Here is a 23304-nt window from a genome sequence, read left to right as displayed (position 1 = left end):
CTGAATCAATTTTATATTGAAGTCAAATTAACCTGATTAATACAAACAAAAAGCCGGCAACTGCCGGCTTTTTGTTTGAAAATTATCTTTATTCTTTAATAGAGCGATTTTACTTTTTTAAGTTTTTCTCTCCAAACTTTAAGTTGCGCTTTATGATCATTAATATTTTTATGAACATCTTGTACCAAAGGATTGTCATCATCTACATTAGAGAAGAATTGTAAATTATTCTCTAATTGGCGAATTTCAGCCTGAGTTTCTTCAATTTTCTTAGTTAAAAAGAAATGCTCATTTCTAATTTTCTTCTCATCATCAGCATCATTAAGCGATTGGATTTTGTTTTCATATTTCAGCATTTCGGCTTTAGTACGATTAATATCCAATTTCTTAAATAGTTGATCTAGCGACTTATTAAATTTCCCTTCAATAAAGCGTTTATTATAAGGTACGCGGCCGTAAGTTTTCCATTCAGCAATAAAAGATTTTATCTTTTCTAGATCTTCTTCTTTATTTCCGGCGAACTCGTAAGTTTTTATTTTTTCTAAAAGCTCCTTTTTGTTACCAAAAGCTTCCATCTCTTCTTTGTTCTCCTCACTACGGTTTTCGTTTAGTCGATCAAAGTAATAGTTACAAGCTGCTTTAAATTGCTTCCAGACTTTATCGCTATCTTTCCTAGGAACGTGACCAATCTTCTTCCAATCGGTCTGTATCTTCTTCATTAATGGTGTAACGGTTTTAAAATCGTCACTATCCTTATTCTCTTCAGCAATTTGAATTAACTCTTTTTTCTTTTCAAGATTTTCGTATTGCTCATTCTTAAGATTTTTATAGAACGCATTCTTTTTGCGATTAAAACGTCTAACGGTTTCTTTAAAATCTTTCCAGGTTTCTTCGTTTTTGTTTCTCGGAACTTTACCGGCTTTAAAGAATTCTTCGCGTAGCGCTTCAATTTCTTTAATCTTTTGCTGCCATTTATTATGACTGCTTATATCCTGCTCTGCAATCTCTCGGATTTTTTCGATTATGATTTGCTTCTTTTCCCAGTTTTTGTCAAATTCTTTATCAAGATTTTCAAAATATTCTTGGCGGCGGTCATGTATTATTTTAGTAGCATTGCTAAATCGCTCCCAAATTTCATCACGATATTCTTTTGCAACGGGACCCAACTCTTCTTTCCACATTTTGTGGAGCATTTGCAATTCTCTAAATGCACGGCTAATGTCCTGCTCTTGCGCTAATTCTTCAGCACGATCGATAACCTTAAGTTTTTGATCGAGATTGTGCTTAAAGTCCATATCCCTAAATTCTCGATTTAGGTGAAGAAAATCATAGAAATTCTCTACATGATGGTGGTACGTATTCCAAACATTGTTGTACTTATCACGCGGAATCGGTCCTGCAGTACGCCATTGATCCTGGATTGCTTTGAAGTGATTGTAGGTCGTATTGATATTTTCTTCAACATTAATAATTCCCTTTAATTCTTCAATAATTTCTAAACGCTTATTTAGGTTGGCGTTTAGATCTTGTTTTAGTTGTTGATAGTATTTATTTCTCTTCTCGCGATAATCAAAATAAAGCGAATTGAATCTATTTTTAAGCGGAGTAGAGTAGTGGAAGTCTATGATATTACCGCCATCGGCAAGAAAATCTTCTTTTTTCTCTTCAAATTCTTCATCAAATTTAGCATTAAATTCTGCTCTAATTTCGATTACATGATCTTTGATGGCTTGTACCTTCTCGTTTTTGAGTAATCGCTCAAGCTCGTCGGCTAGTTGCTCATTACTCATCGAGTGATAATCTTTCTTTGGGATGGTGTGACGTTCTGTAGCGCTCTCGTCTTCGCTATCTTCTGCAAGAGAATCGTCTACTCCTTTTTTATGTTCTTCGATGATGGCATCTTCATGTTCATCATCATCGTCATTTTTATCCTCAGCGTTTGTAACTTTATTATTTTCAGTATCCTGAACAAAAGTAGATTCGGCTACCATAGCTTCTTCCAGCTCTTCATTTGCAGCCTCTGGATTCTCAACCTCTTCCGAAAAAGATTCTTCTACCTTCTTCTCTTCTTTTTTACTTTCCGAAGAAATATCTTGAGACTGAGTTACTTCAGTGTTTTCAGGATTTTCTTTTTTGGAAAGTTCTTCTTTCTTATTTTCGTTTTCTGATTGAGACATATCTTTCAATGTTAAAGTTCGGTACTAGTTATTAAAGCTGAAAGATAACAACTACACTAAACTTGGGCAAGGAAACGAAATTTTTTATGAGAAAATAAGCCGGTTTTTGATAGAATTATTAAGAATTCCAAATAGACCAGGCAGCTTCAGCCTGAAGTTCCAGCATTTTCTTTCCATTAATAGCTTCAGCTCCATTTTCTTTACTCTGCTTCATAAAACTGGTTTCTGCCGGATTATAAATTAAATCGAATACCAGATGATTCTTCCCGATGTACTTGTAAGGTATATTCGGAGATTTATCGGTATCAGGAAATGTACCTAACGGCGTAGTATTAATAATTAGAGAATACTTCTGAATAACGGCTTCAGTTAAATCGCTGTAAGAAAATTGATCTTCATCGGGAATTCTAGAGACGAAATTGTATGAAATTCCTAGTGTTTTTAATGCATAAGCTACTGCTTTGGAAGCACCACCGGTTCCAAGAATTAAAGCATGCGTATGTTGAGGTCTTAAATGAGGAGATAAAGCATCTCTAAAACCTATAAAATCGGTATTATGCCCAACCAATTTACTAGCTTCTTCAAATTTAATGACATTTACCGCTTTAATTTCTTTAGCATCTTCGGAAAGTTCATCTAAATATTTTACTACTTCCATTTTATAAGGAATAGTAACATTCATACCCGATAAGCGAGGATTTTTGGTGATGATTAATGCGAAGTCTTCAATTTTTGGAATATCAAAATTGACGTATTCAGCATCAATTTTTTCATTTTCAAATTTATCATTGAAGTATTTTTTTGAGAATGAATAATCTATATTTCTACCTAAAAGTCCGAATTTTCTCATTTTTCACTATTTTTTTGCTTGCGCTCTTTTCTCATAAAGTGCCAATCCCAATACTATAAAAATACCTACTAGAATAAAGAACATAGCGATATAAGTATCTAAATGCTCAAAATCTGGTAAGTAACGGTTATAGTTATCTACAATTTTGTCGCCGTGACTATCTTTTAAAAAGTTACCGTTTTTATTTACTTTGTATATTTTATCTTTCCACGGCCATACTACACCTAAAGACCCGGTAATAAAGCCGATGATGGTGGCAAAAGTATCTTTCTTGTATTTTTTTAGAACATATCCTAAAAGATGGGAAAGTGATACCAATCCCGCCAAAGAGCCGGCGGCGAAGGTGATCATAACTTGTAGAAGATGCATGCGAGCTTCATCAGAAACAAAGCTGAAATCTAAACTAATGATATCTGCAAGTGTATCATAAAGCGCGTTGACTGAATCTACTAGCAACAATACATAATTACCTAATAAGATAAGTATAAACGAGCCAGATAATCCCGGAAGCGTCATTCCCGAAACGCCAATCATTCCGCAGAAAAATACAAACCATAAATTATCGTTTTGCTTAGCAGGTTCTAACATGCTAATTGCAACACCCAGAAAGATCCCTAGCATTACAAATAGAATACTACGGCGGCTCCACTCATCAAAATCTTTACTGATGTAGTAAATAGAACCGATAATCATTCCGAAGAAAGCTGACCATACATAAAGTTCGTAGTGAACAATAAGGTAATCTAATAGCTTGGATACACTAAAATAGCTAATGAGCATACCCAAGATAAGCAAGCCCAAAAATTTACCATTGATATAATGATAAAAGCTACGGAATCTACCGGCAATTAATAATTTACCAGCTTTGAGATTAATTTTTTGAAGGGAATAAATGAACTCTTCATAGAATCCTGCTACAAAAGCTACAACACCACCAGATACCCCGGGAACCTTGTTTGCGGCACCCATGGCTAATCCTTTTAAAATAAGGAAAAATTTATCTGTTAAGGTTCTAGTTTGTTGCATTAGCCTCTTCAGGTTTGTTGCTATTGCCTGCTAAACTTTCCAGAAGAAAAATGAGTCCAAATCCTGCCAACATCAGTACGATTGAAAAAAGCAGTTGAGGATCTCCTTCGAAGTTCCAAGGTAAAACTGAAGTTTCGCTAACCGGAATTTCTTTATCATTAAAACGTGCAACTTCTAGTACTTTTTTCCAAGGCCATATCTTATTGAGAGATCCTGCTATAAAACCAGTTAATACAGCTAAGGTTAAACTAGTATAATTAGTAAATAACCATTTTAATATTTTAGAAAAACTAAGCAAACCAAAGATGGCACCAACGCCAACTATTGCTAAGGTTTTAATATCGAAGTTATGTGCAGCATCGGTTACCGGGCGATAAGCACCAAGTAATACTAATATAAAGGCACCCGATATTCCTGGTAAAATCATGGCGCAGACAGCAATTGCTCCCGCAATAAACATGAAAAAAGTACTTTCTGAACTTCCCATAGGAGGTAGCGAAGTAACATATAAGGCTACCCCAGCACCAATGACAACGGCTAGCACTATTTTATAATTCCAATTGGGAATTTGTTTACCAACATACCAAATACTCGCCAGAACAAGACCAAAGAAGAAGGACCAAATTAGTACTGGATGATTGTCTAATAAATAATTAGCCAATCGCATTACAGTAAAAACACTAATTAAGATTCCCAGGAACAAAGAAACGATAAATCCACCATTCAGCTGATTCCACATTGCTTTAAAACCTTCATTTTTCCAGGTCTTTAAAAGAGAAAGATCAACTCCGCTTATGGTATTGATCAGTTCTTCATATATTCCTGAAATAAAAGCAATAGTTCCACCAGAAACTCCTGGTACAACATCAGCGGCACCCATGGCCATACCTTTTAATGTGACGCTTAAATATTCCTTAAAGCTTCTTTGCATATCCTAAAAATTAGATTTGGCCAAAGTTAGGAAATTACTATGAAGGCTTTTGGTAAGAATCTATTAATTGTTTAACACTTTTGCGTTTAAAGATATCAGGAAAAAGTTCTTCTATAATGATATAATATTCCGAGTCGGCTTTAAGTCCACTTTCAAGGTGTTTGTAAGCAAGTTCGGCGTTATTCAGCATAAAATATAGACCGCTTAAACGGTATTCTATCTCCGCTATTCCGGGATAAAATTCGTTTGCCTGTAAAAGATTTTGAACTGCCGATTCCCATTCTGCAAGTTTGATAAGAATATCGCATCTTCGTATCCATGTTTCAAGTTCATAATTTCCTAAATCTAAACTTTTCCGATAGCCTCTTTCAGCTTCTCTATTAAAATTTAGGCGATTATTGATTCTTGCATAACGTTTCCAGTACAACACATTTTCTTCATCAATATTTATCGCTTTATTGATGTAGTATAATGCTTTTTTGAAATTCTTCTTTTTGATATAAAAATCGGTAATCGCAATCCATCCTTTGTCTAAAAGAGGATCTTCATGTACCGTTTTTTCGTAATTAGCGATGGCAAGTTTGTCATTACCTAATTTTTCAAAACATTTTCCTATTCTAAGGTATGCGAAAGAAGTTGGGTCGTCTAGTTCTAAAGTTACATTATAGCTTTCGATCGCCTCAAGATAGCGCTCTAGTTTTTCTAAAACCTTCCCTTTTTCCAGATATGCACCAATAAAAAACTCATCACTAATGATCGCAAAATCAAAAGCAGCTAACGCTTTTTTATAATCTTTTAAATCGAAATATTGCTTACCTACCTGATGCCATGCTACTTCACAATATGGATTTTTATCCAAATACATATTAAGGTATTCTATAGCTTCTTCATTTTCTCCAAGAAAATCGAAACAATACATCACATTGTAAAGTGCCGAATAGTCTTCTTCATCGGCTTCTAAACAATTCATGAAATTGATCTTTGCGTTCTGAAAATCTTCAAGAAATAAATACTCCATACCAATCATGGAATAGATTTCAGCTAGATCTTCAGTAACTTCAAGTGCAAGCTCCAAAACATTGATTGCTTTTTGGTGCTCATCTCTTTTTGAAAAGATTTGTGCTTTTTGTATATAAACCTCTTCGTTGTTTGCTTCTAAATCCTGAACTTCAGCTAAAAGTCCATCTGCTAAATCTAATTTATCTTCAAAAACCAGAATTTCTACTTTAAGAAGTTTTAGGTTTATCGAAGACGGATGTTGCGAAAGTCCCAACTTAACTGCTTTCTTCGCCAGGTTAATCTTTCCTATTTCTAAATAATGATGAATAATATTTTCAAATTCGTTTGAATCGAAGAACAGCACATCATTTGTCTTCAGCATCGATTCGAAACGCGAAAGTGAGAAATTGTTATCTTCGTTATGACTTAACTGCATAAGCAAGTTGTTACGGGATTCCTACATTACTAAAGTTAAAAAAGGATTCAACTTAGAGGTGTAGACGCTTCAATTGTTGTTAACAAAGTAATCAACAACTTAAGCTTTAGTTTCTATTTGATTTAGAGCTTCAATTATAATGCCACATCCTTCTTCAATTTCTTCCATAGAAATCGTTAGTGGCGGGGTAATTCTAAGTGCCTTTTTCTCGAATAATAGCCAGAATAAAATAAGTCCTTTTTCTTTACAATTTAAGATGATTTGATTGACAATTTCTTCAGATTTAACGATAGCCGCGAGCATTAATCCTTTTCCTCTTACTTCTGAAATTAAAGGATGAACCAGCAATTTTCTGAAGCGTTTTTCTTTCTCTAGCGTTGCTGCCATTAATTCAGTTTCCAAAATTGTTTTTAGCGTGGCATGACAGGCCGCTGCAATAAGTGGATTACCGCCGAATGTTGTGATATGTCCCATTTTTGGATTGTCTGAAAGTAAATCCATCAATTTTTCTGAAGCTACAAAAGCGCCTACAGGTAAACCACCGCCCATTCCTTTACCAATCGCCATGATATCTGGAACAACGTCGTAATTTTCGAATCCGAATAATTTTCCCGTTCTGCCAAAACCGGGCTGAATTTCATCCAAAATCAATAACGCACCAACCTCTTCACATCGTGCTTTTACCTTTTTTAGATATTGATCTTTTGGTTGAATAAATCCGCCGCCTCCTTGAATGGTTTCTAAAACAACAGCGGCTGTTTTTTCTGTAATTTCGTTTAAATCTTCCTCATTGTTAAATTCAATAAAGTCGATATCTCCCACTAAAGGTCTAAATGGTTTCTGGCGCTCTTCAAAATTCATCAAGCTAAGCGATCCCATGGTGTTACCGTGGTAAGCACTCTTGGCTGCAATTAATTGAGTTCTCCCTGTTGCTCTCCTTGCAAGTTTTAGGGAGCCTTCGATAGCTTCGGTCCCAGAGTTTACCAGATAAACTTTTTTCAAAGGCTGCGGTAGATTATCGGCAAGTAACTTTGAGAATGCTACCGCAGGACCTTGTGAATATTCACCGTAAACCATCACGTGCAAATATTTGTCGGCTTGTTCTTTTATCGCTTTAATGACTTCAGGATGGCAGTGACCCAAACTTGTCGCGGAAACACCTGCGACAAAATCCAAATGTTTTTGTCCGTCTGAAGTGAAAATGTAAGAACCTTCAGCTTTTACAACTTCTAATCCTAAAGGGTGGGGCGTAGTTTGCGCCTGATATTTTAAAAAATCTTTATTCAATGGTAGTAGGCAATTTTTGTTTTTTTAAGCTATCTGCTTTTTTATCTTTTGATTCTTCGGTTTTTATTTGAACACCTTGAGGTATCAAGGTGTTAAGAGATGGAACAGAATCTTGGACTTTATCTTTTAAATCCTCTGGTTTTAGTCTGGAGTTTTCGTTTAGTAACATGTCACCATCTTCACGTTCATCAAAAAAGTCTTCTTCTTGAGAAGGCAATGGTATCCCCTGAATTCTAAATAATTCTGGCAATTCTTTTCCCTTAAAAAGATCCTGCTTTTTCAGCAATCTTTCTTCGCCTCGCCAATTAAAACCTTGCAATTCTCTGGCATTTTGCGGTACTTTTTCCTCAGGCTTTAGAGTGCCTTCTATATTTTTATAATAATAAACATCTTGAATTTGCTGTTCTTTAAAAAAGACTTCAATACGGCTAGAAAGCGTTTTGTTGATACCAATAAGATCCTTGTTTTCTGACCGACTATAGTAAAGTGTTTCCGTATTTTTATCGATATCTACACGGTATAGTTCGTTATTCTCGAACAAACCAATTAATTCTTGTCCCTTAATTTGATTATATCCTTCAATACTATCTTTATTGATCAGAAAAGCGTTTTTAAATACTTTAAGGCTATCTAATTGTTCTGTTTCTTTATTGCTTAGAATTTCGATAGTATCTCCTGTCATCTGACTTAAGCCCGACCATAAAACAGGATTCCTTTTTACGCTTATGGCGCTATTTTCTCCGGGATTGATATTAATCAGTCTGGTAAGCCCTTGTTTTTGGTTTACATAAATTGAATCACTTTTACCGCTCATATCTGTTTTATATAAACGAACATCGTAAAATCCTCGGATAATTCTATCCTCAGGTTTCCCGGTAACTAATAAGGTATCACTATGGATAAATACCGAATCTTGATCCTGAAGTGAGGCAGCAACTGGCCATTTAGTTATAATAACTGAATCTTTTTCTCTGTAAACTTCGGCATAATGACCGGTGACTTTACTATTATTAGTGGTATCAATTACTTCAATATTATTCGTTGCTGAAGCAAAACTTGTGTTCCTGTCAAAATATAAACTATCACCTAATACCGTTCGATTATCATAATCTATTTTTGAGTTCTTTACAAAGTATCCAGTGTCACCGCGTGTGTCGTAGAAACCACGTTCGCAGTATACTGTGCTTTCTTCTCCCTCAATTGTAGAAGGCCCGTAGAGATAAGCGTGACCACTATCTGAATAAAAATCAATATGATCTGAATTTACGATGTAATCTGGATTCGTGATTTTTACATCTGACAAGAAAGTATATTTATCTTCTTCAAAATAGTATCTTCCGATGGCGCTGGTTAGCACACTTGCGGTATCGGTTACTTTCCCTCCGCTACGATAATAAGATTCTTGCTTAAGTCGGTCGAAGAAAAGGGTATCTGTTTCTAAGGTAGTCTGTGGTCTTTTCATTTTTACCTGTCCGCTGGCAAATGCAAACTGCGTGTTCCCGTTGTATTCAGCATAGTCGCTGTTCATGTTTACGGTGTCGCCCTGTTTCATCCGTACTTCACCGTACGCTTTAAAAAAGTTATCGCTTTCGTAGAATACAGCATTATTACACCATACTTCGATACCTTGATGAGTGAAATGTACCTGATTGGTTACTTTGCTCATTACTAATGCACCAGGATATTTTTCTTCATCTCGATATTGCCTATCATTTTCATAATCAATTTTACGCCCAGTCTCCTGACCGTAGAATGGAATAAGGCTTAAAAGAAAAAATATAGTAAGAAGGAAGTTTTTCAACATTAAAAATTTATGCAAAAATAGCGAAATTCACGAGATAGTTTTAAAAGACTTGGATTGATAATTACAACGTTTGGAATTGAGAATATGGTGATTTTGAACGCTAAACATTGCTAAATTATTTCTTAATGAGTAGTGAAATTCTCTAAAAATTGGGAAATTTTAAGTTTTACTTTTTTGTTTTAATAAAATATTAACTCTTTTGGAAAAACCCTGAGCCTTTCTCCTCCGTAAGTTTAGCATAACTAATAAAATTAAATTATGAAAAAACCAGTTGTAAAAGTGGATTTCCAGGACAATAAGGGACCTGGGAATTCTAGAAGAAGATTTATTAAGATGAGTGGTTTAGCCTTTGCAGGATCAACATTATTGTACGCATGTAGCGAAGATGATGATTTTAATCCCGGCGGAGAAATGGAGCCAGACCCAGATCCAGATCCAGATCCAGAAGTTTTTGATTTAGGTAGTGGCGATGTTGGAATTTTAAATTATGCTTATGCTTTAGAGCAATTGGAAGCAGCATTTTATAATGAAGTTTTGAACGGTTCTTATTTTAGTGGAGCAGAGGACAACGAAAAAGAAATTTTAACCGATTTGAGAAATCATGAAGTTATCCATAGAGAATTTTTCAAAACAGCAATTACTGCTGCTGCGGGTGAGGAAATGACATTGCCTGAATTAGAATTTGATTTTTCTGAAGCAGTTGATTTTTCTGATAGAAATTCTGTACTTACCACAGCCCAATTATTAGAAGATACCGGTGTAAGCGCTTACAATGGAGCAGGTAATTTAATAGAAAATCCTACTTATTTATTGTTGGCTGGTAAAATCGTATCGGTAGAAGCAAGACATGCATCTGCAATCGCAGATTTATTAGATCCAGGTTCTACTGCTTTTGCTAGAGATGGTGTATTAGTTAGTATTGGTGATTCTGAAGCAGCATACGATAAAGCGACACCTCCAAGTGATGTACTTTCTGCTGTAGTAGGATTAGGTGTAGTTCAAACATCATTTACTGCTGATAATTTGCCAACTGAGTAATCACCAAACTAAAAAAACAAAATTATGAGTTTATTAAAATTATTAGATAAATTGTCCAATGAGGACGTTCTTAATGCAAAAGGTTCGAGGAAAGATACCTTCAACCGAATGAAAAATTTAGGAAAAGGTGCAGCTTTAGCATCAATCCCATTTGGATTAGCAGCAACAAGTAATAAAACAAAAGCTGCTACAATGAATATGGCTTCCGCTGCATTTCAAGCATCCCCGACAGATGTACTTAATTTTGCCCTAACTTTAGAGTATTTAGAAAGAAATTTCTATCAAATGGCTCTAGGTACAGATGGATTAATACCAGAAGCAGATAGAGATGTTTTTGGTCAAATCTCTAAACATGAGGATGATCATGTAGACTTTCTTGTTGGTGCTTTAGGAGAAGATGCTATTCCGGAACCCACTTTCGATTTTACCGGAGGTCCAGGTGGTTTAGAACTTGATACTTTTAGCAATTATGCTACATTTATGGCATTAGCACAAGGATTTGAAGACACTGGTGTAAGAGCCTACAAAGGACAAGCGGGAGCACTTATTGATAGTAATGATCTATTGAAGTATGCTCTACAGATTCACTCTATTGAAGCTCGTCATGCTTCACAGGTAAGAAGAATGAGAGGAGAAAAGGGTTGGATCGTGAATGCTGAAAATACATTGCCAGCTCCATTTGCAGGAATCTATCAAGGTGTAGATACTGATGAAGATGGTACTCCAACTTCAGAAGCTAATTTAGTGCAAGGAGGAGTTGATCTTTCTGGAATGTTTAATGACTTTGGTGGTGACGCAGCAGTAAGTGCAGCTTTTGATGAACCACTAACAATGGGAGAGGTAAATGCAATTGCTTCAACATTTATAGTAGTACCTCAAGAAGAAGATTAAATAATCTTTAGATGTTATAAAAAAAAGGCTGTTGAAAAACAGCCTTTTTTTTATATCCAAAAATCGATAATTCCGAATTGTTATTTTCTTTGTATCGTTTGGGTTCTATCAGGTCCCACAGAAACTACAGAAATTGGTACATTCAATTCTTTCTCTAAGAAATCAACGTATTCGTTAAATTCTTTTGGAAGTTGAGATGCTTCAGTCATTCCTGTTAAATCTGCTGCCCAACCTTTTAGTTCAGTATATATAGGAGAAATATTTTGTTCTTCAATATTGTAAGGAAGATGCTTAATTTCTTCTCCGCGATACTTATAAGCTGTGCAAACTTTTAAAGTATCAAACCCGCTTAAAACGTCACCTTTCATCATTATAAGTTGAGTGATGCCATTAACTTGTACCGCATACTTTAATGCAACAAGGTCTAACCATCCACAACGTCTACGTCTTCCAGTAGTCGCTCCAAATTCGTTACCTACACGTCCCATTGTTTCACCGTCCTCATCAAACAATTCAGTAGGAAAAGGTCCACTTCCTACACGAGTAGTGTACGCTTTAAAAATTCCGAATGCTTCGCCTATTTGTCTTGGAGATACTCCGAGTCCTGTACAGGCACCTGCAGCAGTAGTATTAGATGAAGTTACGTAAGGATAAGTTCCAAAATCGATATCTAAAAGAGAACCTTGAGCACCTTCAGCAAGAATAGTTTTACCTTCAGCTTGTGCTTGTTGTAAAAATTCCTCACTATCGATAAACTTTAATGATTTTAAAGTTTTTATAGCTTCAAAGAATTCTTTTTCTAATTCAGCAAGATCAAATTGAACATCGGCATCATAAAAATCAATCATTTTTACATGCTTATCTACAAGCGCCTGATAGCGATCTTTGAAATCATCTAATTCTAAATCACCAACACGTATACCATTTCTTCCGGTTTTGTCCATGTAAGTTGGGCCAATACCTTTTAAAGTAGAACCAATCTTTGCTTTACCTTTAGAAGCTTCTGAAGCTGCATCCAGTAAACGATGGGTTGGTAAAATAAGGTGTGCTTTTCTGGAAATTACTAATTTAGATTTGTAATCTACATTGTGTTTAGCCAGATTATCTAATTCCTTTTTAAAAATTACAGGATCTATAACCACACCATTACCAACTAGATTGATGGTATTGTCGTGAAAAATTCCTGATGGGATAGTATGTAAAACATGTTTCTGCCCGTCAAATTCTAAAGTGTGACCCGCGTTTGGACCACCTTGAAAACGTGCAATGATATCATATTTAGAGGTGAAAACGTCAACAATTTTTCCTTTGCCTTCGTCGCCCCACTGAAGCCCGAGTAGTAAATCTACCGCCATGAAAATTATACTTAATTGGTTGTTTTTTTATTGCCGTAAAAATATAAAGAATGTTTGTTAATTTCAATATCAAACACTTCTTCTATTGTTTGCTTAATTGACTGTATGCGGGGATCGCAAAATTCGATCACTTCACCGGTATCGGTAAGAATAATATGATCGTGCTGTCTATCAAAATAAGATTTTTCGTATTGTGCCTGGTTTTGCCCAAACTGGTGTTTACGAACCAAGCCACATCCTAGTAAAAGTTCTATTGTATTATACAGTGTAGCTCTACTAACACGGTACTTTTTGTTTTTCATTTTGATATATAAAGATTCAATATCAAAATGCTCATCACTATCATAGATCTCCTGCAAAATAGCAAAACGCTCTGGGGTTTTTCTATGCCCTTTTTCCTCCAAATACTTGGTGAATACGTTTTTAACTACTGCTTGATCGTTTTTATTTACAACTTTTTTACTCATAATTTTTTGCTGCCGCACAAAGGTATGCGATTATTCACGGGTAACCTTATCTATCCCGTTAATTTTTTTCAGTCGATTTATAATTTTGATTAATGTAGCATTGTTCTTAACTACTACCGTAATACGACCGTTGAAGATTCCATCATCACTCTCAAAATTAATATTCTTCATATTAACGTGCATGTTACTTGAGATTTCCCTGGTAACATCGCTAACTAATCCAATATTATCTATACCGTTTAGTTTGATCACCGCTTTGAAGTCTTGCTGTGACGAATCTACCCATTTAGCCTGAATTATACGATACGCATAATTACTTTGTAACTGAATGGCATTCGGGCAATCCATTTTGTGTACTTTAATTCCCTCATTTACCGTTACAAATCCAAAAACATCATCACCGGGTATGGGATTACAGCAATTCGCCAATTTATATTCTAACTCATCTTCTTCTTTTCCAAAAACAAGTTGATCGTAATTAGCAGTGATCTCATCTTTATTAAGATCATGATTAACTTCTGGTTTTTTACTTATTTTTCTTTTAATATAACTTACCAACGCATTGCTACGTGAAGAAGCAAATTCTTTAAGAGACTGATTGTCGATTTTTCCAATGCCTACACGATAAAATAGATCCAAGCTTGTTTTAAGATGAAAATGAGCAACAAGTTCGTTTACCGTATTTTCATTAAAAGGTATTTTTTGTGCTTTTAATTTTCTCGTTAAAATAGCCTTTCCATCTTCTGCAATGAGTTTCTTTTCATCTTTTAAAGAAGATTTTATTTTTGCTCTGGCTCTTGCCGTAGTAGCATAATCCAGCCAGTTTACATTTGGTTTTGCATTATCTGAAGTAATAATTTCAACCTGATCACCACTTTTTAAAACATGACTTAGCGGTACAAGCTTATTATTTACTCGGGATCCGCGCGTATGTGTGCCAATTTCGGTATGAATACTAAAAGCAAAATCCAACGGGGTAGAACCTTTAGGTAAAGACTTTAAATCTCCTTGAGGCGTAAATACAAATATCTCTTTTGAATAAAGATTTAATTTGAATTGTTCTACAAAGTCTACCGCATTAACGGTTTGATTTTCTAAAACTTCCTGAAGTCGGTTTAACCACTCTTCAATTCCCTGTTCTTCTTTTTCGTCTGCATTTTTATATTTATAGTGCGCAGCATATCCTTTTTCAGCAATTTCATGCATACGTTCACTACGAATCTGTACTTCTACCCAACGTCCTTTTGGTCCCATTACCGTAATATGCAAAGCTTCGTAACCGGTAGATTTAGGTGACGAAATCCAGTCTCTTAAGCGGGTAGGGTTTGGGCGAAAATGATCTGTTACTACCGAGTATATTTTCCAGGCTAAGAATTTCTCATTTTCCTTATCACTTCTATAAATAATTCGAATCGCAAATTTATCGTAAACTTCATCAAAACTGATGTTTTGTTTGCTCATTTTACGACGAATAGAAAAAATGGATTTAGGTCTACCCTTAATATCGTAATCCATATTTTCCTTATCTAAGGAATCTTGTATTACCCTGGTAAATTCATTAATATACGCATCCTGCTCCTCTTTACTTTCCTTGATTTTTGTAAAGATGTCTTGATAAACTTCAGGTTCGGTATATTTTAAACCTAGATCTTCAAGTTCAGTTTTTACATTATAAAGTCCTATTCTATGCGCTAGCGGAGCATAGATATATAAGGTTTCAGATGCTATTTTTATTTGCTTATCCCTGCGCATTGCATCCATAGTTTGCATATTGTGCAAGCGATCTGCAATTTTGATGATAATCACACGAATATCATCATTAAGAGTAAGCAGCATTTTTCTGAAATTCTCTGCCTGCAGCGAAACATCTTTGTCTTTTTTAAGACTGGAAATTTTAGTTAGGCCATCGACAATTTTAGCTACAGTTTCACCAAACATCCGTTCCAGATCGTCTAATGTATACGAGGTATCTTCCACAACATCGTGGAGTAGGGCAGCAGCGATAGAGGTGGCATCCAATCCTATCTCTGCAGCGACAATTTTTGCCACGCTTATAGGATGGAAGATGTAAGCTTCACCAGATTTTCTACGCTGATCTTTATGTGCATCTACAGCCGTATCAAAAGCAGCCCGAATAAGTTTTTTGTCCTCATCGGTAAGCGTTTGGTAACTAATTCTCAGCAATTCTTTATATTGGTGAGCAATTTCTTTATTTTCTTTTTCTATAAATGCCTCTGTCATATATTAAAAATACGTAAACAATTATCAATAAGCAATGCTCAATGAGCAAATATCAGTAAACAGTGATCAACAAAATTTTTCTACTTTATTATTTCTGAAAAAATAAAAATACTGAATAATAAAATTCAGCATTTAGTATTCAAATCAGTATTTTTAGTCTCTTTTCTATTGCATTAAATTCCGGTAACGCTGCAAAAGACTAGGATGCGAATAATGCCAAAAGACATAAGTTTTATGCGGAGTTAAATTGCTTAGACTATTTTTACTGAGTTTCTTTAAACTGCTAATAAGATTTTCTGAATTATAAGTATGCCTTGCGTAATTATCGGCTTGATATTCAAATTTTCTGGAAATCAGATTCATTAAGAGTCCGGTGATTTCTGAAATAGGACTGTATAAAATTCCGAAGGCAATTAGACCAATATGAAAACTCGGGATATCTACGCCCAGCGCATTTGATAATAATGGATTTCCAACAAATAAACTCAGTAACCAAAGTGTAAAACCGGTGGTTAAAACAGAAGCTACTAAATTGAAAATGATATGTTTCTTCTTATAGTGACCAACCTCATGAGCAAGTACCGCTACAATTTCCTCTTCTTCCAAATCATTCACTAAAGTGTCAAAAAGAGTAATTCTTTTTTCGCTTCCAAAACCAGAAAAATAGGCATTGGCTTTAGTACTTCGTTTGGAGCCATCAATAATAAAAATATTATCTAATTTGAATCCCACACTTTGAGCGTAGTTTTCAATTTTGGTTCTAAGTGAACCATTTTCAAGCGGACTTTGCTTATTAAATAAAGGCACAACAAGTTTGGCATAAAACATATTCAGAAATATGGAAAATACAGCAACCAAAATCCAGGCATACCACCAAAAATCTGCACCAGCAAATTGATAAAACCAAATTATTAGTGCTAGTATTCCACCACCAAGAATTGCCATTAAAAGCCAACCCTTAATTTTATCTACTAAAAATGTCGATTTTGAAGTTTTATTGAAACCATATTTTTCTTCAATCACAAAAGTAGAATAATAGGAGAACGGCGTAGTAAGTATATCGCTCCCAATCATAATAATACCGAAGAAAATAAGCGCAATCAGGATCTCATTATTAGAAAATCCTCTTGCAATCGTATCTACCCACTCAAAACCATCAAAAAATAGAAAGCCTAAAGTTAAGACTAACGAAAATCCTGAAGTCAATATTCCGAATTTATAGCGCTCTTTTTTATAGCGCTGTGACTTTTCGTATGCTGCTTTATCGTAAACATCAGATAATTCTGGCGGAATCGGATCATCAAAATGTCTTGCATTCAAAGTGTCGAGAATTTTATCGAAAATGAAATCGGCTAAAATTATGCCGACAATTATATAAAATAAGGTTTCAGAATTCAAATTGAGAATTTAAAAATTTAGTAGCAAATCAAGTGCCGAATCTACAAAAATGATCGTTGTCTTTTGGCTTCGAAAATAAGAATTCCGGCTGCGACAGATACATTCATGCTGTCGATTGCGCCACTCATAGGAATAATGATATTCTGCTTTGCCGCATCGCGCCACTCCTGATTTAACCCGGTAGCCTCAGTGCCTACAACAATTGCAGAAGCTTCGGTGAAATCTATTTTTGTGTAAATTTCTGAAGCTTGTAATGCTGCAGCGTAAATAGCTATATTTTTTTGCTGAAGAAATTCGATAATTTCAGTAGTGGTTCCTGTAGCGATTTGATTGGTAAAGACGCAACCAACACTAGATCGAATAATATTAGGATTGTAAAGATCGGTTTTGGGATTGGCAATGAACACCGCATCGACATTCGCAGCATCGGCCGTCCTTAAAATAGCACCGATATTTCCTGGTTTTTCGGGTGCTTCTGCAATTAAAATTAAAGGTTTTTCTTTGCTGAAAATAAGCGTTTTTAGATCATTTTCTTTTGAAGCGAAAACAGCAATAATTCCTTCAGTACTCGAACGATAAGCTAGTTTTTGATAAACTTCCGAAGAAATTTCAATAATCTCGGCATCAGAATTTTCAAAATCAGGAATGGTTTTAAACTCATTTTCCGATAAAAACTCTGGGCAAAAATAAACCTCTAAAAGTTTAAAATCTCCCTGAATGGCGAGACCGGTTTCTCTTAAACCTTCCACCACAAATTTTCCTTCCTTTCTACGATTTCTGGATTTTTCCTGAAGTTGTATAAGGTTTTTAATTCTTCTATTTTGAGTGCTCGAAATTTCTGTATTCATAATGCGAAAATACTAAAAAAAGCTGCCCTTTTTGAGGCAGCTTTTTAGCTTAATTATCGAAGTTAGAAAGTTTATTTACTAGCTTCCTGTCTTTCGTATTTTTGCATATATCTTTTCCACAGCTTTGTTTGGCGTGTTTCAAGGCTAATTTTTCTCCCCTGAATAAAAGCATCGGTAAGTTTATTTGTTCTCATATCTAAAGCGTCACCTTCACTTATAAAAAGTGTCGCGTCTTTACCTTCTTCTAAAGTTCCTGCGAAATCGTCTATTCCTAATATTTTTGCAGTATTACTGGTAATTAGCTTTAGCGCTTCTTCTTTATCCAAACCAAAAGCTACTGCAGTGCCGGCGTAGAAAGGTAGATTTCTGGAATTCATGCGTTCCATATCACCGCTACCTTCAATTCCGACAAGCACTCCTTTTTTAGTGAGTTCGGCTGCCAGTTTATAAGGCAAATCATAATCATCACCATCCTGATTTGGTAAGCTGTGTGGCCTTCCGGTTAATACAGGGATATTGTTTTCTTTTAATTGATCAGTAATATTTAGAGCATCGTAAGCACCTACCAAAACGAGATTATCAAGATTTTCGTCTTTTTTAAAAGCAATCACATCTAACATTTCTTTCTCGCCATCTACGTGAATATATACCGTCTTATTTTTATTAAAAACATCTTTCATAGCAAGATAAGGTAGGTTATTGTCTTTTTGGTCTCCCGCCAAATATGCTTTAGCTTCAGCAAAAAAGCTTTTTAATTTATTGATTTCGTCTTGATATTCTTTGCTTGGTTTAACTCCGGGATCTTCACCCATCCACCAGCGACCACGACGAACGCTGTTTGGCCAGTTAATATGCAAACCATCATCTGTCTTTATTGCAGCATCTTCCCAATTCCAGGCATCAAATTGTACAATTGATGAAGTTCCCGAAATAAATCCTCCTCTTGGCGCAATTTGTCCCATAAGAACGCCATTAGGGCGCATGGTTTCGGTTACCTGACTTTCGGCATTATAAGCTATTAAACTACGAATGTGTGGTAGCATTTCTCCAATTTCATCTTCATCGTCGGTAGCTTTAACCGCATCGATTTCGACTAAACCCAAACTTGCATTGGGCGCAATAAAACCCGGGTAAACATGTTTACCTTCAGCATTAATGATCATTCCTTTTGCTTGAGAGGCTGCAGCGCTGGCATCACTTACTTTGGTGATTTTGCCATCTTCAAAAATAATTAAACTCTTTTCGATCACTTCGCCGTTCCCAATATGAGCAGTAGCACCAACGATGCTAACTGCTTCAGACTGTTTTTCAGCCGGCATTTGTTGTGCATTTAATCCTAAGACAGAAATAAATGCTAGTATAAATGTTATATTGAATAATTTCATCTTCTGAATTTTTTATCGGATTGCTCCCAATGTGTTACAATGCGCTTCGACTTTTTCCTTTTTTACAACAGGCTGCGTTTTCATTCCGTTATTTTTGGCCTGAAGCATTTGGGTGATCAATTCACTTTTTTGTTTCTGAATGTCTTTACGCAGTTCTTGATCGCGTTCGATATCAAAATAAACGACACCCTGAATCATGGTTTTTTCAGGTTTAGCGTAAACAGAAAGTGGATGATTATTCCAAAGCACTAAATCGGCATCTTTTCCTTCTTTGATGCTCCCAATACGATCATCCAGATGAAGTAATTTTGCAGGATTTAAGGTTACAAATTTCCAGGCTTCTTCTTCAGAAACTCCGCCATACTTCATGGTTTTTGCGGCTTCCTGATTTAAGCGACGGCTCATTTCTGCATCATCACTATTTATCGCAACGGTTACTCCCTGGCTGTGCATAATGGCAGCGTTGTAAGGAATAGCGTCTTCAACTTCGTATTTATAAGCCCACCAATCTGAGAATGTAGAGCCACCGATATTACGCTCAGCCATTTTATCAGCTAATTTGTAGCCTTCAAGAATATGCGTAAAGGTGTTAATTCTAAAATCCATGCTGTCGGCTACGCTAATCAGCATATTGATTTCGCTTTGAACATAAGAGTGACAAGAAATAAAACGCTCATCTCTAAGGATTTCAGCAAGAGTTTCCATTTCTAAATCCTTACGGTAAGAATCTGGATTTTTTTCTTTGTTTGATATGTATTCTTTAGCGCGGCTAAAATAATCTTTGTACACCTGCTCAACTCCCATTCTGGTTACCGGAAATCTATTTCCGCTTCCCCAATTTGATTGTTTTACATTTTCTCCTAAAGCGAATTTTATAAATTTTGGAGAATTCTCAAAGATCATATCTTCCGCAGAAACTCCCCATTTTAAACGTAGAATTGCTGAACGTCCTCCAATAGGATTTGCAGAACCATGTAGCAATTGTGCTGTAGTAACACCACCCGCTAAATCGCGATAAATAGCAATATCTGAAGGATCTATAACATCTTCCATATTTACCTCTGCAGAAGAATTATGTCCTCCTTCGTTAATAGAAGACGCCGCAATATGTGAATGTTCATCTACAATTCCTGAAGTTAAATGCTTACCAGTAGCATCAACGACGGTAGCGCCACCGGCTTTTAAACCTTGTCCAACTTTAGCGATTTTACCTTTTTTTACAAGAACATCGGCGTTTTCCATGATGCCTTGCTCTTCGTTGGTCCAAACTGTTGCGTTTTTAAAAAGAATATTTTCCGCTTCTGGCATCTCCGTAAAACCATAGGCCTGATTAGGAAAACTTACAGGTAACACTTCTGGGTTTTCAGTAGCTTTTTCTTTTTTCTTTTTTTCGCTTTCGTCTTCGTTAGCTGCTTCCTTAGTAGCTGTAAACGACGTCGTATCGCCATTTGCTAAAATTGCCTTACCGTGAATATTTTCTGCATTAGAATCTACTTTTGCAGTTAGTCTTATAAATTCCGTTTTTGTGGTATCTGGTGAAGAAATTAGCATATTCATCCAGTCGTCTTCAAAACTAAGTTTAGAGCTAAGCTTTAAATCTTCAGTTTCTATCGTTGCGCTTGGTTTTTCAGATGAGCCGCTAACTGTTAATTTGTATTCTTTTCCGTCTAAATCCAATTCATATTTTCCGGTAATATCTGTAGTATTCATGGTGTTTACTACGGTCTTTTCTCCCTGAATCCAATTTTCGAAGATTTTGGAATCCTTTTCAAAAAAGTCACCAGAAGTAATAATGAAGTTGGCTAATGCGCCTTCTTTGATCTCTCCTAATTTCCCGGATTGGCCTATAACTTTAGCCGGAGTCGTAGTAAGTGCAGCTAATGCATCCTCTTTAGAAAGTCCATATTCGATGGCTTTAAGAAGGTTTTCTTTAAATTCTTTTGAAGGATCCAAGCCTTTAGTAGTGATGGTGAAAGGTACTTTAGCATCGGCTAGCATTTTTAAATTTGCCGGAGCTTGATTCCATCGTTTCATATCGGCAAGGCTTACATACTCTGCCATGTTTGGATCTTCGACATCGTATGCCGCTGGAAAGTTTAAGGGTACTAAGTAAGTTGCACCTGTTTTTTTAATTTCATCTAACTTCTCGTACTCATAACCGCTACCTAGTATCGCAAACTGAATGCCGAATTCATCACCAACTTTATCGGCTCTCAATTCGTTTAAAAGATTATCTGTTGCGAAAATTTGGGTTAGTTTTTTATTTCTGTTTAAAGCTTCAAGAGCAAGATCTTTATTATCAGCTTGGCCGTCTGCATACCATTCGGCATCATAATAAGCCTGTCTAATTAAAGCCATTACACCCATTACTGAAGATGGATAAGATTGATTAGATTTTACGCTTTTATCGAAGGAGAAATATTGCGCTGAACGATCCTCGAGAATACGATCACCTTCAGTTCCATTTGGGTTTAAAGCGACAAGAATTCCATTCCCGCGAATTATTCCATCAGGTATATGAGTATTTACCACTCCAAAGCCACCATTTTGATATTTAGTAGCTTCTTTGGCATCGTAGCTAAAACTTTCAGCAGCATTTTGTTCCGGCCGAATATGATCGTTCCAATAATAGCCTTCTCTTGTGGCTTCATATTGTCCTGATCGACCGTTAGATTCACGTTTTGGTTTATCAATGCCAAATTCGCTGTATAAATCTACGAAAGATGCATAAACATCTTTTCCTTTTAGATCGAATACCACACTATTTTTAGGAGTAGTGATAGATTTGCCTACAGCGGTGATTTTTCCGTTTTGGATAGCGAACATTCCATTTTTAATAGTAGAGGTGGGGTCTACATGGATATTTGCATTTTTAAAAACGGTGTAATTGGTATTAGTGGTTTTTACTCCCGAATTTGTGGGAAAATATTCTTGGGCAAATAGACTTGTGAAGCCCAAAAATAGGAAACATAGTAGAAATTTGTATTTCATAAATGTTAGGGGTTTGGTTAAAAATTAGGTTGATTTTTTAAAAAGCAGAAAATTAAGAAAAAATAAACAAACCCTTAACTTATTAGAAGGCATTTTCTACATTGTCATAATAATTTACAAGTAAAGCAACTACATAACTATAGCTTCTTAAACCTTCTTCCTGATTGTTCACAATAAGAAAGTGATTATAAAATGTTTGAAAGAATGGTTCTAGCGGGTTTTGATGCTCAAGCCAAAAATCTTCTACTTCCTGGTAATTTTTAAGAATACCTGGGTGAAGCAATTTGATCATCTCTTCGCATTTTTTTTGATCTCTTCTGAAGAGTTCTCCAAGACAATATCGTAAGGCGAAAGTAAAACCACTATACCTGAAATATTTGTCTGGATGATTGATGGTAACCAGACAGGCAATAAAATTGGCCTCATTTTCTTTTGCGAATCCTAGTTGGTGACCAATTTCGTGGCTGGCGGTGGTCGGTATTTTGAAGGGGACAATGGTGGTGTTTACCTGAGATTCACCGGTAAACGGATTTAAGTATCCATTAAATCCCATGTAAGTTAAGGGTAGACTAAAAATAGAACGTTTTAAGCTTCTTCCGGTGTATGAAAGTTCAGGAAAATCTCTTTCAATATGATCGTAACCTTCAACGGTTATGTCAAAAATTTCAGCTTTAGAGTAAGGAATATCAACTTTAGCTGAGTCATCTTCGGTAATTTCAAGATGAATTTTATTGGATTGTTCAATTAATTTTTCAGTAAGAAGAACTAATTCTTCCGTAGAATATTCATTATCGATATCTAAAGATTCGTGTAGCGGAAGTCGATAGTAATTGAATCCCCAAAACAAATGAAAACAAAAATAAATAATGGATAGTGTAGCTAAAGCCTCTGTAATCCAGGTTTTAGGTTTTCTAAAGCGCGTTCGTATTCGTTTTATTAACCATCTGATAATTAATATGACAAAAATGGCATAAACTAGATCACCAAAAGAAAATGGAAGTATTCCCAACGACCATCTCATAATCTTAGAGAGTAATGGGTAAACTCCGCGACTATACCAACTTTCTACAAAAAGTTCATTTCCTCTTAAAAGATTGATGACTATAATCTGAAAAGGCAATAGAACGGCGAGCAATATTTGAGGCTTATTTTTCACAATCTCAAAAATAGGATTTTAATT

The 23304-nt window shown here is 35.5% G+C and carries 17 protein-coding genes; 2 read left to right on the top strand and 15 right to left on the bottom strand.

Features of this window, described 5'->3' with window-relative positions:
- Window positions 1-95 precede the first annotated feature (95 nt).
- From QWY91_RS07605 to QWY91_RS07575, 7 genes are all read right to left on the bottom strand, one after another.
- A complete protein-coding gene (locus QWY91_RS07605; RefSeq protein ID WP_290233313.1) occupies window positions 96-2177 on the bottom strand; it encodes a DUF349 domain-containing protein in 2082 nt (693 codons plus the stop codon).
- Window positions 2178-2295: 118 nt separating this feature from the next.
- Window positions 2296-3027 (bottom strand): shikimate dehydrogenase family protein, encoded by a 732-nt coding sequence (locus QWY91_RS07600; protein WP_290233311.1) that lies wholly within the window; start codon window positions 3025-3027, stop codon window positions 2296-2298.
- 6 nt (window positions 3028-3033) lie between these two features.
- Entirely contained in the window at window positions 3034-4053 is a 1020-nt protein-coding gene (locus QWY91_RS07595; RefSeq protein ID WP_290233308.1) for a DUF368 domain-containing protein, read from the bottom strand.
- Window positions 4040-4984, bottom strand: coding sequence for a DUF368 domain-containing protein (locus tag QWY91_RS07590; RefSeq protein ID WP_290233305.1), 945 nt, complete (start codon window positions 4982-4984; stop codon window positions 4040-4042). Before QWY91_RS07590 ends, QWY91_RS07595 begins: the two co-directional genes overlap by 14 nt.
- A 37-nt stretch (window positions 4985-5021) precedes the next feature.
- Entirely contained in the window at window positions 5022-6419 is a 1398-nt protein-coding gene (locus QWY91_RS07585; RefSeq protein ID WP_290233303.1) for a tetratricopeptide repeat protein, read from the bottom strand.
- A 99-nt stretch (window positions 6420-6518) separates the two neighbouring features.
- Window positions 6519-7706 carry an aspartate aminotransferase family protein gene (locus QWY91_RS07580; protein ID WP_290233300.1) on the bottom strand — a complete coding sequence of 396 codons (1188 nt, stop codon included), beginning with the start codon at window positions 7704-7706 and terminating at the stop codon, window positions 6519-6521.
- Entirely contained in the window at window positions 7699-9510 is a 1812-nt protein-coding gene (locus QWY91_RS07575) for an OstA-like protein (protein ID WP_290233298.1), read from the bottom strand. Before QWY91_RS07575 ends, QWY91_RS07580 begins: the two co-directional genes overlap by 8 nt.
- A gap of 258 nt (window positions 9511-9768) precedes the next feature.
- Here QWY91_RS07575 and QWY91_RS07570 point away from each other — a divergent pair, with 258 nt between their 5' ends.
- Window positions 9769-10548 carry a ferritin-like domain-containing protein gene (locus QWY91_RS07570; RefSeq protein WP_290233293.1) on the top strand — a complete coding sequence of 260 codons (780 nt, stop codon included), beginning with the start codon at window positions 9769-9771 and terminating at the stop codon, window positions 10546-10548.
- A 24-nt stretch (window positions 10549-10572) separates the two neighbouring features.
- Window positions 10573-11439 carry a ferritin-like domain-containing protein gene (locus QWY91_RS07565; RefSeq protein ID WP_290233290.1) on the top strand — a complete coding sequence of 289 codons (867 nt, stop codon included), beginning with the start codon at window positions 10573-10575 and terminating at the stop codon, window positions 11437-11439.
- An 80-nt stretch (window positions 11440-11519) separates the two neighbouring features.
- Here QWY91_RS07565 and QWY91_RS07560 read toward each other — a convergent pair whose 3' ends face one another.
- The 8 genes from QWY91_RS07560 to QWY91_RS07525 form a co-directional block, all read right to left on the bottom strand.
- Window positions 11520-12794 (bottom strand): adenylosuccinate synthase, encoded by a 1275-nt coding sequence (locus tag QWY91_RS07560; RefSeq protein WP_290233287.1) that lies wholly within the window; start codon window positions 12792-12794, stop codon window positions 11520-11522.
- A gap of 11 nt (window positions 12795-12805) precedes the next feature.
- Window positions 12806-13261, bottom strand: coding sequence for a Fur family transcriptional regulator (locus QWY91_RS07555; protein ID WP_270058642.1), 456 nt, complete (start codon window positions 13259-13261; stop codon window positions 12806-12808).
- A 30-nt stretch (window positions 13262-13291) separates the two neighbouring features.
- Complete coding sequence (locus QWY91_RS07550; protein ID WP_290233275.1) at window positions 13292-15502, bottom strand: RelA/SpoT family protein; 2211 nt, start codon at window positions 15500-15502, stop codon at window positions 13292-13294.
- A 165-nt stretch (window positions 15503-15667) separates the two neighbouring features.
- Complete coding sequence (locus QWY91_RS07545; RefSeq protein WP_290233273.1) at window positions 15668-16900, bottom strand: M48 family metallopeptidase; 1233 nt, start codon at window positions 16898-16900, stop codon at window positions 15668-15670.
- A gap of 41 nt (window positions 16901-16941) precedes the next feature.
- Complete coding sequence (locus QWY91_RS07540; protein ID WP_290233270.1) at window positions 16942-17748, bottom strand: TrmH family RNA methyltransferase; 807 nt, start codon at window positions 17746-17748, stop codon at window positions 16942-16944.
- Between the two features lie 71 nt (window positions 17749-17819).
- The gene (locus tag QWY91_RS07535) at window positions 17820-19133 is read right to left on the bottom strand and encodes an amidohydrolase family protein (protein ID WP_290233267.1); all 1314 of its coding nucleotides are present in this window, start codon (window positions 19131-19133) and stop codon (window positions 17820-17822) included.
- Between the two features lie 12 nt (window positions 19134-19145).
- Window positions 19146-22124 (bottom strand): amidohydrolase family protein, encoded by a 2979-nt coding sequence (locus tag QWY91_RS07530; protein ID WP_290233264.1) that lies wholly within the window; start codon window positions 22122-22124, stop codon window positions 19146-19148.
- Window positions 22125-22206: 82 nt separating this feature from the next.
- Window positions 22207-23280: a DUF3810 domain-containing protein gene (locus QWY91_RS07525; protein ID WP_290233261.1), complete on the bottom strand. Its 1074-nt coding sequence runs from the start codon at window positions 23278-23280 to the stop codon at window positions 22207-22209.
- Window positions 23281-23304: the final 24 nt, after the last annotated feature.

The organism is Zunongwangia endophytica (genome assembly GCF_030409505.1).
Lineage (GTDB): Bacteria > Bacteroidota > Bacteroidia > Flavobacteriales > Flavobacteriaceae > Zunongwangia > Zunongwangia endophytica.
The sequence above is the reverse complement of the archived record's forward strand: the minus strand, read 5'-3'. Positions and strand labels throughout refer to the sequence as shown.